The organism is Sulfitobacter sp. 1A12779 (assembly GCF_043557315.1).
Lineage (GTDB): Bacteria > Pseudomonadota > Alphaproteobacteria > Rhodobacterales > Rhodobacteraceae > Sulfitobacter > Sulfitobacter faviae.
Genome location: NZ_JBIFFU010000005.1, coordinates 215,955 through 232,292 on the forward strand (window position 1 = coordinate 215,955; position 16,338 = coordinate 232,292).

The window sequence follows — 16,338 nt, forward strand, 5'->3', positions numbered from 1 at the left end:
GTCTACCCCTCCTCCAAATCAGCGAACTCGGCCCGCATACGCTTGACCTCTTCGGCGGTGACGTCGCCTTCGTAGTCATTGCCCAAGTTGGTTTGGATGTAGGACACGATGGCGGCGACCTGTTCATCGTCCAGCCAATCGGCAAAGGCCGGCATGGCGCCATTGCCTTCGAGGATCAGGTTGACCGGATAGCGCTTGTGCCCCAGCCGCGGGTTGGCGGCCAAAGCAGGGTATTTCCCGGCCCCGTATGCCCCCTCGCCCTCTGGTCCGTGACAGCCCGAACAGGCGCGGCGGTAAAGATCGGCCCCCTCGCTATCGGTGAATTTCTCGGTGGTGGAGCCCAGATCACGCCGACCGGCATCGACCTGAGAATTGTCCTCCTGCGCAAGGCTCGGCGTGGCGAGCGCCATGAGCAGGGGAAAGATCAGATAACGCATGGTTCAACCCTCCTTCACCGCGCGGTCATGGACCTGTCGCACCGCATCCAGCGCAGAGAGCAGAGAGCCTTCCTGCCAGCCCGGCAGATAGCTGATATGCTCCCCCGCGCAGACGAAACGGTTGTCCATGGTCGCGGCGATCTCATAATCGCGGCCCCGGTCATCCCAATCGGAGTAACAGCCCAGCATCCACGGCACCCGGTGCCAACTCAGCACCACGCCGCTGCTGAATTCATCCCGGTACTGCGGGTGGATCCGCGCGCCCTGCTCCAAGACGGTTTCAAGCCGCTCTTCGGGCGACATCGAATTGAAGGCATAGGCATGCGGCCCATAGGCATAGCAGCCCAGCAGCACGCCCGGCCCATCGGAATGCATTTCAGCCGAGGGATAGCTGATCTCGGCAATCGGCAGGTCGGTCAGGGTGATGCCGCCGTAAATCTGTTCATCCCGTTCCCAAAAGCGGCGTTTCATCTCAAGCCCGGCTTTCACCGCCTCATGGTAATGCAGCGCCCGCATGACGCGGCGCATGTCGGCAGAGACATCGACATCAAGCTGGCTGAGCACGGTAAAGGGGATGGTGCAGATACAGTAATCCGCCGTTTCAACCCCGCCCTCGCCTTCGCCATCGGCGCTGGAATACTCCACCTCGACCCCGCTTTCGGTCTGCCGGATCCGGTCAACCTTGGCGTTATAGGTGATCGTATCCTCCACCTCACGGGCAAAGGCATGGGCGATCTCCTCCATGCCGCCCACGGGCTGGAACATCGGCGCGTGGTGGCGGTAGGTCGTGTGATTGCGCATCTTTTCCCAAAAGCGGGATTTCAGCAGGTCTTCCAAGGCAATCGGCTCAGAAGGCTCGGGCGCGGCGTTGTAAAGCCCCCCGCCCGGCGCGCCATTCTCAGGATAGCCGCGGTATTCAGCGGCATCGAGACTGGCCTCATAGCTGTAATCATTGTTGAGGATGCCAAAGGATTTCAGGGACTCCAGAAGGATCTCAGTGTCCTCTTTGGTCAGTGCGCTATCAAGCCGCCCTTTATCGACCGATTTGGCCAGCAATTCCGTGATCTGGCCCACGTAATCCGCCCAAGCATGGCCATAGCGAATTGGTTTGCCGTCGAATGCCGTTTGCGAATGGAGATAGGCGTTTTGGTTCTCTTGAACGAATACTTCGAGCGGGACGTTCAACCGGTGGCAATAGTCCAAGAGCGCCAGATGGTGATGCGGGATGCGCCACGGTCCGATGTTGATATATTGCCCTTTGGAGAATTCGACCTTTTGCTTATAGCCGCCCAATTCTTCGAATTCATCGCCGCCTTTGAGGGTCCAACAGCGGCCACCGGCGCGCTTTTGATACTCTAGGATGCTGACTTCGTAGCCCGCGTTGCGCAGTTCCAGCGCGGCGCACATACCCGCAAGACCCGCCCCCAGCACAACAACCTTGCGCCCCTGAGGCGCGCCGGAAAGTTCGATGGGGCCTTTGTAAGGGCTTTGCCTAGCATGCCCGAGGGAGGACATGGCGTGCAGCATGGTGGAGGAACCAGCGGCCAGACCGATCATTTTCAAAAGATCGCGCCGTGATGGGGGCCGGACGTTGGAGGGGTGGGACATAAAGACCGCTCCTATTTCAGGTAAATTTTTTGACCAATTAACAAAAGAACGCCCGCCGCAGGTCATTGTTCCAAGAAGGTCGGAAAGTTCACGATCCGCCGCGATTAAGTTTCATTGCGTCGAGCAAGACATTGACCTGCGCGGCGGCCTCCGGCGGCACGAGGCCGGTCGCATCCTTGCCTTCCAAGGTGTCCAAAAACGGCTCCACCCCCTCGCCCGCATCAAGTGGGGGAAGCTCTATGCTCTCGACCGGTTTCTGCTGGCCTCTGAGGCCGAGGTCCAGCATGCCCGCCCGCAGACGCGCCCAACCGGCCTCGCCCACGATGTCCAACTCAAGGCGCATTTCGCTATCCGTCCAGCCTGCCTCAACCATGCCGGTGGCGGGCGGGGCCGCGAATTCGATGAGGGCCGCGCCGTGGTCATCCACCGGCCAGCCAAGCGCGTTGCCCGTGACCGCATGGCCCGAGGCGATGGGGCCGACGAGCCATTGCAGAAGGTCGATGACATGCACCGCCTCATCCACGAACCCGCCATAGCAGGCACGCGCCGGGTCGGTCATCCAGCAATCGAGGTCCAGCCAATCGGCATAGCCGCCGTCATGGGAAAAGCGTCCGCGGGCCTCTAGCACCCGGCCCAATGCGCCCCGCGCGATACTCTCGCGCAGGTGGTTGAGCGCCGCGGATCTGCGCAGGAAATACCCCGTTGCCAAGACCAAGCCCTTCTCGCGGGCCAAGTCAGCGCAGCGGCGCGCCGCTTCGGCGCTGCCCGCCATGGGCTTTTCGACAAAGACCGGCAGATCGGCGTTCAGGGCGGCGGTGATGTCCTCTTCATGAAACACCGTTTCGCTGCACACAATCGCACCGCGCACGTCCAATCGGGCAAGGTCAGTCAGCGCGACCCCGCTGGCCTTGATCTGGCCACAAAGCGCCACTTGGCGCGCCTCATCCCGGTCGAAAACCTGCGAGACGCGCCAGCCGCGCTCTTCGATATGCGCCAGATGGTCGGGCAGATGCACATGCGCCCCGCCGAGTAGAACCAAATTCTTTTCAGTTGTCATGGCTGTTTCCTCCCGCATCAATCGCCCAGCAGAAAACGCGACAGCGTGATCTGAACCGCAAAAACAGTGTCGCCGCCTTCGGTGTGGTTAACGTAGCTGAGCAATGACGTATCGAGCGGCGCGTTGCCCTCGTCGAGGTCGTAGTTCACCCCGACCTCATAGCCCGTATAATCCAGAATATCGTCCCGCTCGACAAAGGCATAGGCATCAACGCGGTCGTTGAACGTATAGCCGCCTTCGAGCTTATAGACCCAATCGCCCCGCTCCGGCTCGACCCCCAGATCGACGGTGGCCCGCCACTCTTCGCTCACGCTATAGTCGAATTTGCCGTGCAACTCTCCGCGCACATCGCCCGTCTCATTGCGCAGAAAGCGGGTGTAATAGGCGTCATAGGCCAGTTTCTCCGTCAGATCGCCACGGTGGCCCAGCGTCAGTTCGAATTGCGCGTCATCCCGTGGGTCGTCCAGCGATAGAACGAGGGCGTGGAAATAGGCCGGGCCATAGGCGACCTCTGCAAAAGCCTCGATCTCCGCGCTTTCGGCGGCACCAACGCCATCGTTGAGACGGTAAAAGAATTTCGGCGTGACGCCCACCTCCACGCTCCAATCCGAGGCGGAGGTGTTCCGCTCCATCTCCGGGGCTGTGGTGGTTGTCTGATCCACCGTTTGCGCCAAGGCCCCGCCGGGGGGCCAGAAGGCATATGATCGATATGGTTTTGTGAAACTGTGGCATCCTTTTCTGCCTTTCTGTGGAATCGGTTAATGTTCGCGGGGTCTAATCTGCCCCTTCTCCGTGCGTGAGATGGCGCCCGGAAAATGCCCGGGCGATACGAAAAAGCAGCGCGAATTTCTCGCGCTGCTTTGCCGTTCACTTCTCTTGCTTCACCACCTTTTGCGGGTTCTTTGGATCAAACTCCTCGGGGCGGTGCGCCGCGCCCTCGTGGTCATCCTGCGCATTGTGGCGCTCACGATGGGGCGGGCGTTTCTCTTTGGCGTGATCTGGTTCGTTTGGCATGTCACTCTCCTTTCTTGCTATGCGGCGGTGGCCTGCATGCCGGGTTTAAGGACCACTTTGGTCCAGTCGTTCTGATCGAAGCGGAAGTTGTGATAGCCCTTGGCGGCCTGCTCCAGCGGCAGGCGGTGGCTGATCATAAAGCGGGTGTCGATCTCGCCCTCGGCGATGCGGTGCAACAGCTCTTTGGTGTAGCGCTGCACATCTGCGAACTGTCGAGGGCGCGCCACGCGATCTCTTCCCCCGGTTTGTCGCTGACCACCTCGGTCTCGACCCGCAGATCTGTCCCCGCCGGGCCTGCGATCATCCAACGGAACTGACCCTTGGCGGCGTCGATTGGCTCGACCGCCTTCACGTTCTCCATGAACTCTGAGAGCTTTGTGAAGTCGCGCCAGTGGCGGTAGAGCTCGTCACGCGGACGGTCGATCGTCACCCTGCGTCCGACAAGGGCATAGTCCCCGAAACGCGCCTGTTTCGCACTGCGACCGGGCGCGGAATCTGCTGGCCGATGGCTCAGCCCGTCACGATCCCGCCGCGCGGCGTAGAGCGCATAGGCAGACGCCCCGGCAAGCGCGCCGACGCCGAGCCCCCAGAGCAGCGAGCTTTGACGCTCTGTCAGCGCGTCCCGCGCGCCCTCAGCGGCACTGCGTTGGTCGTAAGGATAAGATGTCATCAAGAAACCTCCTGTTGCTGAATATGGCAAACCGAGTGTTTCAACTGGAACGCGAGGATCGCAGCAGGTGTTCCGAAGAAGTGGCTCCAAAGCGCGGCTCCGGCGGAAATCGACCGATCGCGCGCGGGGGTCGGGCTGCCCCTAACAGGAACCTTTCGGGAAACCGCCCGTTGATCCCCCGCGATCCGGCCCAAGGGAATAATGTAATGACGCCCCGAGAAACTACGCCACATGGCGCCAAAGGCGTGGAAAATCCAATTGGTTTAAGAGTTTTGGTCCCCCTCGCTGCCCTGAGCCTGCTCGCCGCTTGCGACGACCTGCGGTTCCCTCGGGATGTGGAAGAGACCCTCGAAACCGTTCTCTCCGACCAGAAAATGACCGTTGCGGTATCAGAAAACCCACCATGGGTCGTGCTGGCAGACGGCCAGCCGCCGCAGGGGGTCGAAGCCGACCTGACCCGCGCCTTCGCCGAAACCTTGGGGGTGGCCATCGAGTGGAAGCACCTCGGCGCCTTCGCAGCGTTGGAGGGGTTGGAGAAGGGTGACATCGACCTCGCCATCGGGGGTTTCACCCGCAAGGATGTGACCCCGGTAAAAGGTGCCGCGCCGAGTTACGCCTATTTCGAGGAGTCCTTCGTCATCGGCAGCCGGGGGCCAGACGCCCTGCCCGATGACACCGAAGGCCAACGCGTTTTCGTACCGCCCCACCTGCCCCTGGCCGCGCTGGTTGAGGAAAAAGGCGGGGTTCCGATGGATCAATGGGCGGAAGGTCTCAACCTCGCCGCCCTCCCCCATTGGCAACTTGATATGAAAGGCCTTACCGCCACCGAAACCACGCTACAGCGAGCGCAGCATGTCGTTGCCGTGCAGCAGGGCGAAAACGCTTGGCTGATGGAGATCGAAGGCTTTCTTCGAGATGAAGCCGGAACCATAGGGGCGCGTTTGCGCGCATCCGCCCCATGACCCGCTCCATCCGCACCATGCCCGAGGCGCAGAAGAAGGCGCTGCGCCGCGCGCGCTGGCTTGAGGTCATCTGGATCGCGGTCTTGGGGTCGATCGTGGCGGCGATCTATTTTGCAGTGGGCAGCAGCCAAGCAATGAAAACCGCATGGATCGAAGACCTGCTCAGCTTCGTGCCGCCCATTGCCTTTTTGGTTGGCTCGTGGATCGAAGGATGGAAGCCCAACCGCCGTTTCCCACTGGGCTATATCCGTGTCACATCAATCGCTTATCTGATCAGCGCCGTATCGCTCGGCGGGGTCGGGATCTTTCTTATCGTCGACTCTTCCATCGCGCTCATCAAACAGGAGCACCCCACCATCGGCAGTGTCGAGCTTTTCGGCACCACCATTTGGTTCGGCTGGGTGATGATCGCGGCGCTGGCCTATAGCGTCGTGATGCCGGTCATTTTCGGCCACCTGAAAATGAAACCCGCCAAGATGCTCCATGACAAGACGCTCTATGCCGATGCCATGATGAACAAGGCGGATTGGATGACAGGGCTTGCCGGGATCGTGGGCATCCTTGGGATCGGGATGGGCTGGTGGTGGGCCGATGCGGTCGCGGCCATCGTGATCGCCTTGGACGTGCTGCATGACGGTTTCAAACACACCGGCGCGGCGATCCGGGACCTCAGCGATGAGATGCCGCGCACGATAGAGGATAAAGAGTTCGACCCGCTGATCGAAGAGGTGCAGAATACTTTCAACGCGCTGCCATGGGTCCGCGAAAGCCGCCTGCGCCTGCGCGAAGAAGGGCGTTTTCTGACCGGCACGATCTATGCGGTGGCGCATGAAAACGGCGGCACGCCCGAGAGGGTCGAGGCGGCGGAGGCCGAACTGCTCGACCTGCATTGGCGCATTCACGACATCTCGATCATGCCACGGACCGAGATTGCGGAGTCGGTCACGATTGAAGGGGCGGATGACGGCACTCTGCCGCTGCGGTCCGGCGCCCGGCGGCGTCCGGTGGGGTGACCGGGGGCGCATCGCGTTAAATTAAAACTGACCTACAGCCACGCCCCCGCATCGACTTTGTCCCGCGCCATCGCACGCGGGGCAACATGCATCTGGCTTATCCGCCGACCAATGTGCCGCCGTTCGGATGCAGCACCTGCCCGCTCATGTAAGACGAATCCTCGCAAGCGAGGAACAGCAGCGACGGGGCCACCTCATTCGGCTGACCGGGGCGGCCAAGGGGGGTGTTTTCGCCAAATTCCTCAACCTTATCCGCCGGGAAGGAGGCCGGGATCAGCGGCGTCCAGATCGGCCCGGGGGCCACACCGTTGACCAAAATCCCCTTGGGTGCCAGCTTGCTCGCCATGGCCCGCAGGAAGGACAGGATCGCCCCTTTGGTCGACGCATAGTCAAGCAGTAGGTCCTGCCCCTTATAGGCGGTGATCGAGGTGACACAGATGATCCGCGCGCCCTTTTTTAAATGCGGCAGCGTCGCCTGCGTCATCAGGATCATGCCGATGATATTGGTGCGGAACGTGCGTTCGATCTGCGCTTCTTCGATGTCTTCGAGGCTTTCCTGCGCGTGCTGTTCGCCCGCGTCATTGACGAGAATGTCAATCTTGCCAAAGCTCTCAATCGTGCGGCTTACGGCATCTTTGCAAAAGGCTTTCTCACCGACATCGCCTTGCAGCAACAGCGCCCGACGGCCCTCGGCCTCGACCAAACGCTTGGTCTCTTCCGCGTCGCGGCTTTCGTTGCGGTAGACGATGGCGACATCCGCCCCCTCCCGCGCATAGAGCAGCGCCGTGGCGCGGCCGATCCCGCTGTCGCCCCCGGTGATCAGCGCCACCTTATCCTTGAGCCGGTCGGAACCCGGGTAGCGCGGGGTATAATCGGGCGCGGGGTCCATCTTATGCTCCCGCCCGGGCTGGCTTTGCGGGCTGTCGAGGGCATCAAAATTCTGATCTGTCATGGTGCATTCCTATCTGTTGTGGCCCCATGCGGGTGGGGCGTTCAAAAAACTAGGGTTACAAAGGGGCAATGATCGCTTTGCCGGTCTGGTTTCAGCGCGGCAGCGGGATGAGACGAATTTCGCGCATCACGGGTCTTGCGCGCCGGGGCCGGTCGCCTTTCCGCGTCGCCCCTTCCAGCGGCGGCAAGCCCCCGCCAATCACCAGCGGGCCAAGGAACCAAGCATCAGCCCCATGGTTTTTCAGGTAACCTTGAGAAGGAGTATATCCCATGCGAATGAGCGCATTGCTGATCTTCGGCGCCGGTGCCGCGAGCCTCGCCTATCTGATGAACCGCCAGACCCGCGCCCAAAGGGCGGTGGCACATGACCGGGCGCAAGACCACGTGCGCGTCGCGGGCCCGCGCGAGATGATCGACCCGCCCCGCAAATGGAATATCGTGGACGAGGCGGTCGACGAATCCTTCCCCGCCAGCGATCCGCCCGCGACCTATTGATGGCGGGCTGCGCGTGGCCGGTTAGAATACGAAGTTCCGATCCTGAGCCACCGCGCTTTCCGTAAGGTCGCCTTGCAAGAAGATCACCCCATGTTCGCCGAGGCCGACCGCAACACCGCCCTCTCGCGCCGTGATCTCAAGATCATCGAGCCCCCTGATGCCGGAGAGCGAAAGCTGGATCACGTCGACGCCGGGGGTGAAGTCGGTGATGATATCGCCCGTGGCCACCTCGCCCTCGGAAAAGCCGAAAACGTCATCGCCGGTCCATCCTGTGACGGTGTCTGCCCCCGCCCCGCCGACGACCGTGTCATGCCCGATGCCGCCGTTTAGCTGGTCTTGCCCCTCTCTGCCGGAAAGCTGATCGTCGCCCCGGTTGCCCAGCAGATGGTCATCCCCCTGCTGGCCGACCAATAGGTCATCATCGTCGAAGCCGCGCAGGGTGTCGTCTCCGCCCCAGCCGTGGAGCGTGCCCTCTCCCGGTGCGCCGCGCAGGTCGTCGTCACCGCGCCCGCCAGTGAGACTGTCGTCACCGCCATGGCCATTGATCACGTCGTCGCCATCCCCGCCGTGCAGCGTGTCGTCCTGACCAAAGCCGCCGATCGTGTCGTTTCCATCCGTACCGGTCAAATCGTCCGCCGCGCCGCTGCCGTCGATCTTTTCCCCGCCCGCTGTCGGCCCGGCGTCGAAGGTGATCTCGATCACTTCGAAAGGTTTCAGCCGCAGCTCGACCTGCGGGCTGTCAAAGCGGCTGTCGGTGAAGTGCGCGCGCACGTCATGTTCATCGTAGAAATAGGCACGCCCATCCACCTGAACAGAGGCCGAAGGGGTATGGCCGCTATCGCTGCGCCAATGGAACCCGTCGGAACTTTGCGCGGATTGATCCATGCCGATTTGAATGCCGGTCGCGGTCGCCCCCTCGGGCACCAATCCGGCGAAATCGACATCGAGGTTCAAAACCTCCATCGACCGGGAGGAGACATAAATCACGGTCTTATCTTCGGACTGATAGGCATTGATCTCGAAACTGCCATCATCGCCCTCGAACTCGGTCGCGACCAATTCAAGCCCGGGCAGGCTCTCGCTCATCAGATCAAAGATGCCCCCCCTGACCGAGTTGGTCAGCCGCCCGTCAGGATCAAGAACCGGGCTTTCCTTAGGACCGCCCGCAAGGTCGCTGTCCGTATTGTGCTGAACGGGCCAGACAAAGGCGCGGTCGACCCCTGTTTCCAGCATGTTTTCAAACTGTTCCTGAATGGTCGAGGCGGACCTTATGCCCACCTCATCGTAATCCCGCGTGCGAATGTTCCACTCGGTGATATGCAGGTCCAAGTCTTTCTCGAAATGGGCGTCCCAGACCTCGTAATCGCGGTCGATGAACTTTTGCTCGCTGCTTGAATCGGTATAGGCGAGGTCGGTTTTATTGTAATAATAATGCTCGACCACGCCATCCAGTGCGGCGCGGGCGTCCCTGTCCAATTCGCCGATGATCGCTTCGTTGGCGGCGGTCAGACGGGTGATATAGCCGCGCGTGTCCTTATCACCGGTAAAGTCCGACTCCCCCGTAGGGGTGGCCATCTGCACGATGATATCCGCCTGTTCGGCCTCGGACAGCCCCGCCGCCAGCATGCCATCGCGCAGGCCCAAGACCGCGAGATTGGCCTTTTCGCCGTATTCGCTTTCGGCCATCCGCGCCCAGTATTCATTCCCGACTTCAAAGGCTTCGACCACATCGCCATAGTCGGACATGACTTTCTCGGCGAAGGGCATCACATGTTCATCAACGAAGGCGGCGTATTCCTCGACCGTCATCAGCCGGGTCGCGATGACGAGGGTGACTTGCACATCGTTGTCGCGCGCCCAATCCAGCATCTCGATGACTTCGGGCCGAAGATCGTAGCCGCCTGCGCCATTCGGCACCATCTCAACCACGTTTAGCCATTCTTCCCCATCCACCAGCCCCTCGAAAGGGTCACCCTGCCCGCCCGGAAAGCGGATATGTTCGATCCCGAGCGCCTCGGTCGAGGCGGTGAAATTCTCCGTGGGCAGCCCTGCATCGGTGTTCACCGTGAAAACCGCGTTCCCTCCGAAATGGTCATTCGTCACCACCGCCCCTGTCGCCGTGGCCGAGGTGAGGGTCGCCGAAAGATCGACCCCGCGTGACAGCGCCCCCTCCCGCACCGGGGCGAAGACCTCTACCGCTTCCGCCTCACCTTCCTCTTCGGCCGCTCCAGACAGCTCACTCCCGGCGAGGTTCGTCAGCCATGTGCTGAGCTCTGTGATCTCCGCAGGGGTGACGCCGAGCAGATGCGCCACGGCCTGACCTTCGTATAGAACGAGCGTGCTTGCCCCTTCGTCGCTCGCCTCAAGCGTCACACCGGCGGCCACTTCTTCTGCGCTCAGAGGAATGCCGTCTTCATCCACCAGCGTCACCGGTTCGGGCGTGCCGTCTTCGGACAGCACTTCATAGCCGAATACCGTGATCGGCTCTGCGTCCCCATCACTGAGGGTCAACTCATAGCTGTCGCGCCCCTCGAACCCCGCGATGAAATCGCCATCGTCGGCGCGGATGGTATCCCAGCCCGCCCCGCCAAAGACCGTATCCGCGCCCTGCGCCCCCTCTCCGTCGCGCCCGTCCAACAGATCGTCACCGTCCCGCCCGCGCAGCCAATCCCCGCCGCCGCTGCCGGTCAGGCTGTCATCCCCGGCCCCGCCGTTGAGGTGATCGTCCCCTGCGGTTCCGGTCAGCACCTCACCCGCTTCGCCCAGCCCCTCCTCATGGACCTGAAAGTTGCCGATCCAGATTGTCTGATGAAACAGCTCTTCGGCGGTATAGCCTTCAATAATGGCGACTTGCTGGCTTCCGAATACGATGCTCGCGCCAGAGCCATCCGGCATGTCGCCGATACCTGCGTTCAAAGACCCATCGAAAAAGGCGCTGCGCGGATAGATGGCCCCCTCGGGGTCGGTAAAGAAAACTTGGTCGGGCCGTTCGCCATAGTCCGCGCGCGAGAAGTCGAGATCGGTGATGACAACCGGGGCGGCACCTTCGCGCCCGGTGGGCACCATGAAACGATCCGCCCCTTCGCCGCCGGTCATCCTGTCGCCGTCATCCCCCCACATGCGGTCGTCGCCCTCGCCGCCTGCGATGTGATCCGGCGCGCCGAGGGTTGAATCGAGGGCGAGGATGATGTCATCCCCCGCCCCGCCAGAGAAATCGTCGGCCCCTGAGATATCGTCGAACAGGTCATCCCCAGCGCCGCCGATCATCCTGTCATCGCCAAGCCCGCCGAACAGCCGGTCGGGCCCGGCACCGCCGCGCGCCACATCATCGCCCGCCCCGGCAAGGATCGCGTCATGCCCGGCGTTACCTTCGATCACGTCATCGCCGGAAAGGGCTGAGATCGTATCGCCGCCCGAAAGCCCCCGGATAAGGTCCGCGCCATTGGTGCCGGTAATCAGGTCATCGCCCGAGGTTGCTCCGACATCCGTGGGGTTTTCGCCTGTGTCGTCGTCTTCGTCGGGCAAGGGAGCGGGGTCTGCCTGTCCCCCAAGGGAAAGAAACATCAACCCGAGCAATGCTGGCGCCGCGATCATCAAAGACAGCATTCGCCCTTCTCCTCAATACTTTGCCTCCGCGGCGGCGCGTTGAACCTGCGCGCACCGAAGGGGACCAGCGCCGAAAAATCATGGCGCTTTGTTGAAAGCCGGGCGCTTCCACCCCAGGGAATCACCTCCCGTTAAATATATCGCAAGGTGGCCCAAGCCCCTAACTTTATGGGGCCGCGGCCTGAAAACGACAACTTGCAGATAACCGACGGGCTTTGGGCATTTCTCGCACCGTTGGGCGCCAAAGTTATGCTAAATTGCGAGACATGGATCAAACGCCGCGCGTGGAAGCCAAGACCGACGAACGCGCGCCCCTGCCATTTTGAATGGGCGGCCCCCGCCCGTTATATTCCGCCCGAACGGCGACCGACTTTATCATCAACCCATGGACCACATTGCATTATTGAACTGGGGAATACCGTGGCCTCAGCGTGGCGTACCTGGGACGCTGAGGCGTGCAGCAGTAAATGAGTGACTACCGAAATACGCCGCTCACAGGCCGTCCGGGCTCTCGACATCTAAATGAAAGAGACCACACACATTCTTGCTTTTCGCCAGTCTGCAGTTACCCAAAGCTGGCTTGGAATCTTGTCGCGGTTAGAAATACGTGCGCTTCCAGCGATGTCCGCAGTTTGATAGCATTTGGTTCGCGGGAAGACTTATAGACACGCAGTAGGTGCTAATACCCCCGCCTTTCCTCGGCGACCTCCCATTCGCTACGGGAGATATGAAAGGCGTGCGCGGGCTGAACCAACCAATCGGCGGGGCAAATTAAAACACAGCGGCCCTAAATATTGGATGGGAGCGAAGCACCAAATTCAATTCTGATGCCGAATCGCGTCCCGGCGAAGCATTTGGCGGAGGATGGCCACTGCTGCGTGGGCCTCAACCGCGGGTCAGAAATCAGTTGCGTCGCAATATCCTTGCGGCGTAGAGCAAGCTTACAAGGATCGGAACCAGTCCGAACATCGTCAACCCGAATGAATAGCTGTCAGTCAAAACGAAACTAAGCTGCATTGAGAGTGGCGATACAACATAGCCGGCGAAGAGTACGAAGGTTCCTGCCGCAGTGACTTCGCTTACCCGATCCCCCTCCGCAGCTTCTGCCAGGCCTGCCAGAAAAACCCCGTTCCACGAAACCACGGATAGCCCAGCCAGTGCAGAAAGCAGCGCGACCCACAACCCTGAGCTGTGCGGTCCGATTGTCGTAAGCAAAATCATTACCGCGCCCGAAAAAAACAGAGGATGAACAGGGTCGTTAGCGTATCGCCCAGCCGGTCAGCCAGCCACCCCGTCCCTACCCGCGCGCCGACCCCCACAGCTTGCAACAGCGCGAAAGCCGCTCCCGCGCCAGCCAGGGAATACCCTGCATGGTCTGACAGAAAAACCGGATAGAAGCCCATCAGCACCCCCTGCGCGAGCCCGAGGGCAAGAGCCGCCAGAGTGATCGTGCGCAATGGGTGCGAGATGGCCAGCCGTTTCATTTGGTGCAGCGGCGTCAACAATAGAGAACCCCATTCCAAACGAGGCGATTGGGCGAACTCGGCGCCCAGGTCGGGCTGCACACGCGCAAGGCCAAACGCCGCCAGCATTGCAGTGGCGGCCATGGCGATCAGCGCCGGACCGATCCCACCGGCCAAAAGCGCAATTGCGGGCAAGACCAGACCGGCGAACACGCCCCCGAGCGGCACCCCGGCCTGTTTAACCGAGAATATGATGCCGCGCCTGCCCTTCGGCACCGATACCATCAGAAGGTCGCTGCCTGCGGAGGTGCTCGGCCCGTACCCCAAACCGATGATAAAGGCCGCGAACAATAAGACCTCCCATCGTCCAACGAAGCATAGAATAAGGGCAAACCCAGCCAGGGCGCAGCCCCATTGCAACTGCCGCCATGACGACACCCGGTGTAGCAATGGCGGCCCCCAGAGGAAAACACCATTGATCCGAGACCTGTCGCCGAAGCGAATTGGCCGACCGCTTCGGCGGGCATATGGCTGGCTTGGCTTAGCGGTAAGCCAAATAACGGAAGCACTCGCGTCAACGCGGCCAACACAGCCTGCACTAACGTGACGATTGTGACCAGCGCCACCCAAGACGGGCGCGCGCCGATCTCAGCCATTCAGATCACCCATTGAAAACCGTCGATGGTGATGTCCTGTCCTGTGATGAAACAGGGTTCGGACAGTGCGAGGAACGCAACCACATTGGCTACATCTGCTGGGGTCCCTGTTCTTCCAAGCGAGATACCTCGCACCAATTCGTCCTTGCGCGCGCGGATCATATCGTTGGAGCGCTCGGTTTCGATCACTCCAGGGCAAACCGCGTTGACATAGATATGCGGGGCCAGTTCTTTGGCAAGTGCGCGGGTCATTCCTAATAGGCCTGCCTTTGCCGTGGTATAGGCAAAACGCGACACAGCGCTGGTTACCCCACCGGTATGAGCGTTTACCGATGACATCATCACGATCCGCCCAGCATTGCGTGCCAGCATGCCGGGCGCCACGGCATGGGTCCAGTTGAAGACGCCTTTGAGGTTGATCTCGATGGTACGATCAAAAGATTCCTCAGTGATCTCGGCAATACCGGAGGTATTTGACTTACCCGCGTTGTTTACCAATACATCGATGGCACCACAGTCGGTTTCAACCTCTGCAACAATGTCATGCGCGCGGTCAAAACTCGAGACATCCGCCTCGAAGGCGAGGCACTTCCGGCCAAGTTGCTCGATTTCGGCGCGGGTATTAGCCAGATCCTCGGGGATCAGATCCACAAGTACGATATCGCAGCCCTGCCTGGCCAGTTCGTGGGCGCAGCCACGGCCAATGCCACGACCACCACCGGTGATGATTGCTGTTCTGCTCATGCATTCTCTCTTTGTTTTGGGACGGGCGGATAAATTTCGCCGGCAAAGTGGCAGGCGGCACTTTGAGCGCCAACGGTTCGGTCGGGGGGGTCTTGCTCTCGGCACAGCGGTTGCACATGCGGGCAACGGCCCTGGAAGCGGCAACCCTTGGGCAGATGCGCTGCGTCCGCCGGTTCACCCTCAAGCCAAAAGTTCTCGGTCACGCGGATGCCGTTGACTTTAGGAATCGCAGCCAACAGCGACTGGGTATAGGGATGCTTGGGTGCGTTCATGATCTCATCGACGGGGCCGATCTCGACAATGCGCCCCAGATACATGACCGCCACCCGGTGACACATCAGCCGTACGACCGACAGATCATGAGAGATAAAGATGTAGGTTAGATCGAAGGTCTCGCGCAGGTCCGCGAAAAGCCGTAGAACCGTCGCCTGCACCGACACATCAAGACCGGCTGTCGGCTCGTCGAGAATTACTACCTCTGGGTTCAACATCAAAATACGCGCCAGCCCTACGCGACGCTGCTGGCCGCCCGAAATCTCATGCGGGAAGAGGTCCGCATGGCCCGCAGGCAGGCCCACCGCTTGCAGAATTTCCGTTACTTTCTGCAACCGCTCCTCTCGTGGCAGATTAGCGTGGATGATCAGCGGCTCTTCGAGAGATCTGCCAATCTTCCAGCGAGGATCGAGCGAAGCACCGGGATCCTGGTAGGCGTATTGCAGACGCCGGCGCAGGGCGCGCGCTTCCTTCGGGGTCCGGCCCGCGATTTCCTTGCCGTCCAACTGGATCGATCCGGCGGTGGGCTTTTGAATACCCATCAGCGTCTTGCCCAACGTGGATTTACCGCACCCGGATTCTCCAACCAGTCCAAGGATCTCTCCGTGGTGCAATTCAAAGGTAACGCCGTCCAGCGCTTTGATCGCTCCATCTTGTCGCCCAAAGACTCCGCGGATCGGGAACCGCACCGTCAGATCCTTGACCTCGAGCACCTGTTCAGTCTGCCTCTGGGTCATCCCCGCGCCTCCTTCAACCTTTGGCGTTGTCCTGTCTCCAGTGGGTGCATGCAGCGCACCACATGCCTCGGTCCTGCAGTTTCAGCAGACGGTCTGGTGCGGCACGCCTCGGTAGCCCTTTCACAGCGGGTCTGGAACCTGCACCCCGGAGGCGGTGCATAGAAGCTTGGCAACTCGCCGGGGATGCCGGTCATTCCACCGCCACCTTCCGGGCGCGAGGCCAGAAGCTTGGCGGTATAAGGATGAGTCGGTGCGTTGAAAAATTCATCGACCGGGGCGGTCTCGACATCTTGGCCGGCATACATGACCGTGATCCGGTCGCAGATTTCATAAGCCGAGCCCAAATCATGGGTCGTCATCAGCACCGCAACTCCGTGATCGTTCGCCAGCCGCCTCATTAGGCCCAAGATTTGCGCTTGGATTGTGACGTCGAGCGCTGTGGTCGGCTCATCCGCGATGATTAGATCGGGTTCGGGTAAGAGGGCCATTGCGATCATAAGACGCTGGCGCTGACCGCCCGACACTTCATGGGGGTATTTTTTCAGTAGTTGGTCGGCGCGCGGCAATTGCACTTGTGTTGATTGTCACTGAGAACTGACCCGGTATTTTCACCGAGATTTGACCCACCCTCAGTTATGCGTCGTGGTTTATG

At 60.9% G+C, this 16,338-nt stretch carries 15 protein-coding genes and 1 pseudogene; 3 read left to right on the forward strand and 13 right to left on the reverse strand.

Annotated elements, in window-relative coordinates; translation table 11 throughout:
• Positions 1-2 precede the first annotated feature (2 nt).
• The 7 genes and pseudogenes from ACGYLQ_RS08605 to ACGYLQ_RS08635 form a co-directional block, all read right to left on the reverse strand.
• A complete protein-coding gene (locus tag ACGYLQ_RS08605; RefSeq protein WP_394442107.1) occupies positions 3-437 on the reverse strand; it encodes a c-type cytochrome in 435 nt (144 codons plus the stop codon).
• A gap of 3 nt (positions 438-440) precedes the next feature.
• A complete protein-coding gene (locus ACGYLQ_RS08610) occupies positions 441-2,045 on the reverse strand; it encodes a flavin monoamine oxidase family protein (RefSeq protein ID WP_394442109.1) in 1,605 nt (534 codons plus the stop codon).
• Positions 2,046-2,133: 88 nt separating this feature from the next.
• Positions 2,134-3,102 (reverse strand): Gfo/Idh/MocA family protein, encoded by a 969-nt coding sequence (locus ACGYLQ_RS08615; RefSeq protein ID WP_394442111.1) that lies wholly within the window; start codon positions 3,100-3,102, stop codon positions 2,134-2,136.
• Positions 3,103-3,119: 17 nt separating this feature from the next.
• Positions 3,120-3,764 carry a hypothetical protein gene (locus ACGYLQ_RS08620; protein ID WP_394442112.1) on the reverse strand — a complete coding sequence of 215 codons (645 nt, stop codon included), beginning with the start codon at positions 3,762-3,764 and terminating at the stop codon, positions 3,120-3,122.
• 205 nt (positions 3,765-3,969) lie between these two features.
• Positions 3,970-4,116 carry a hypothetical protein gene (locus ACGYLQ_RS08625; protein WP_156505615.1) on the reverse strand — a complete coding sequence of 49 codons (147 nt, stop codon included), beginning with the start codon at positions 4,114-4,116 and terminating at the stop codon, positions 3,970-3,972.
• Between the two features lie 17 nt (positions 4,117-4,133).
• Positions 4,134-4,316, reverse strand: a pseudogene (locus tag ACGYLQ_RS08630) (glutathione-dependent formaldehyde dehydrogenase); the annotation flags it as partial.
• Entirely contained in the window at positions 4,250-4,786 is a 537-nt protein-coding gene (locus tag ACGYLQ_RS08635; protein WP_394442114.1) for an SRPBCC family protein, read from the reverse strand. The pseudogene ACGYLQ_RS08630 and the gene ACGYLQ_RS08635, both read right to left, overlap by 67 nt.
• 245 nt (positions 4,787-5,031) lie before the next feature.
• On the opposite strand from ACGYLQ_RS08635, the gene ACGYLQ_RS08640 reads away from it, so the two are divergent.
• Positions 5,032-5,748 carry a substrate-binding periplasmic protein gene (locus ACGYLQ_RS08640; protein WP_394442116.1) on the forward strand — a complete coding sequence of 239 codons (717 nt, stop codon included), beginning with the start codon at positions 5,032-5,034 and terminating at the stop codon, positions 5,746-5,748.
• Complete coding sequence (locus ACGYLQ_RS08645) at positions 5,745-6,761, forward strand: cation transporter (RefSeq protein WP_394442118.1); 1,017 nt, start codon at positions 5,745-5,747, stop codon at positions 6,759-6,761. The genes ACGYLQ_RS08640 and ACGYLQ_RS08645 overlap by 4 nt, the downstream gene beginning before the upstream one ends.
• Positions 6,762-6,858: 97 nt before the next feature.
• Here ACGYLQ_RS08645 and ACGYLQ_RS08650 read toward each other — a convergent pair whose 3' ends face one another.
• Entirely contained in the window at positions 6,859-7,713 is an 855-nt protein-coding gene (locus ACGYLQ_RS08650) for an SDR family oxidoreductase (protein WP_394442120.1), read from the reverse strand.
• A gap of 269 nt (positions 7,714-7,982) precedes the next feature.
• Between ACGYLQ_RS08650 and ACGYLQ_RS08655 the strand changes: the two genes are divergently transcribed.
• On the forward strand, positions 7,983-8,207 hold the full coding sequence (locus ACGYLQ_RS08655) for a hypothetical protein (protein WP_394442122.1): 225 nt from the start codon (positions 7,983-7,985) through the stop codon (positions 8,205-8,207).
• Positions 8,208-8,228: 21 nt separating this feature from the next.
• On the opposite strand, the gene ACGYLQ_RS08660 is transcribed toward ACGYLQ_RS08655, so the two are convergent.
• The 5 genes from ACGYLQ_RS08660 to ACGYLQ_RS08680 all read right to left on the reverse strand — a co-directional run bounded on the left by ACGYLQ_RS08660 (position 8,229) and on the right by ACGYLQ_RS08680 (position 16,258).
• Entirely contained in the window at positions 8,229-11,813 is a 3,585-nt protein-coding gene (locus tag ACGYLQ_RS08660; protein ID WP_394442124.1) for a calcium-binding protein, read from the reverse strand.
• 1,220 nt (positions 11,814-13,033) lie between these two features.
• On the reverse strand, positions 13,034-13,714 hold the full coding sequence (locus ACGYLQ_RS08665; RefSeq protein WP_394442126.1) for an MFS transporter: 681 nt from the start codon (positions 13,712-13,714) through the stop codon (positions 13,034-13,036).
• A gap of 218 nt (positions 13,715-13,932) precedes the next feature.
• Positions 13,933-14,676, reverse strand: coding sequence for an SDR family NAD(P)-dependent oxidoreductase (locus tag ACGYLQ_RS08670; protein WP_394442128.1), 744 nt, complete (start codon positions 14,674-14,676; stop codon positions 13,933-13,935).
• On the reverse strand, positions 14,673-15,686 hold the full coding sequence (locus ACGYLQ_RS08675; RefSeq protein ID WP_394442129.1) for an ABC transporter ATP-binding protein: 1,014 nt from the start codon (positions 15,684-15,686) through the stop codon (positions 14,673-14,675). Before ACGYLQ_RS08675 ends, ACGYLQ_RS08670 begins: the two co-directional genes overlap by 4 nt.
• Positions 15,683-16,258: an oligopeptide/dipeptide ABC transporter ATP-binding protein gene (locus ACGYLQ_RS08680; protein WP_394442130.1), complete on the reverse strand. Its 576-nt coding sequence runs from the start codon at positions 16,256-16,258 to the stop codon at positions 15,683-15,685. Before ACGYLQ_RS08680 ends, ACGYLQ_RS08675 begins: the two co-directional genes overlap by 4 nt.
• Between the last annotated feature and the right edge of the window lie 80 nt (positions 16,259-16,338).